Source organism: Pseudomonas sp. AC083, from assembly GCF_979253165.1.
The window spans coordinates 1-264 of the sequence record NZ_CEEDDH010000178.1 but is presented as its reverse complement, the minus strand read 5'-3'; the positions used below and the strand labels follow the sequence as shown (position 1 = coordinate 264).

Annotated in this window: 1 protein-coding gene; it reads left to right on the top strand. The window is 47.0% G+C overall.

Translation table 11 applies throughout. The features are described from left to right. The coding region (locus tag AC0IXA_RS27625) for a TOBE domain-containing protein (RefSeq protein ID WP_471814936.1) at positions 1 to 264 on the top strand (264 nt) is incomplete at both ends.

Here is a 264-nt window from a genome sequence, read left to right as displayed (position 1 = left end):
AACCCATTCAAACGGTCAGCATCTTCAGTTGCAGGCTGCGGCACATCAAGAGAAAAGGGAAAAGCAACTGCTTATGCTGCGTCCTGAAAGAATCAGCATCTCTTCTGAGCAGAAGGAAGTTCAGCCAAACCATGTATCTGGCGTGCTGTCAGATGTGAGTTATATTGGGCATTCATTACGTTTGGTTGTGGGGCTTGATAATGGTGAAATCATTGTCCATGCTTCTGATGCTGCATTTCCCGAGCTGCCTGGAGTTGGAGAAAC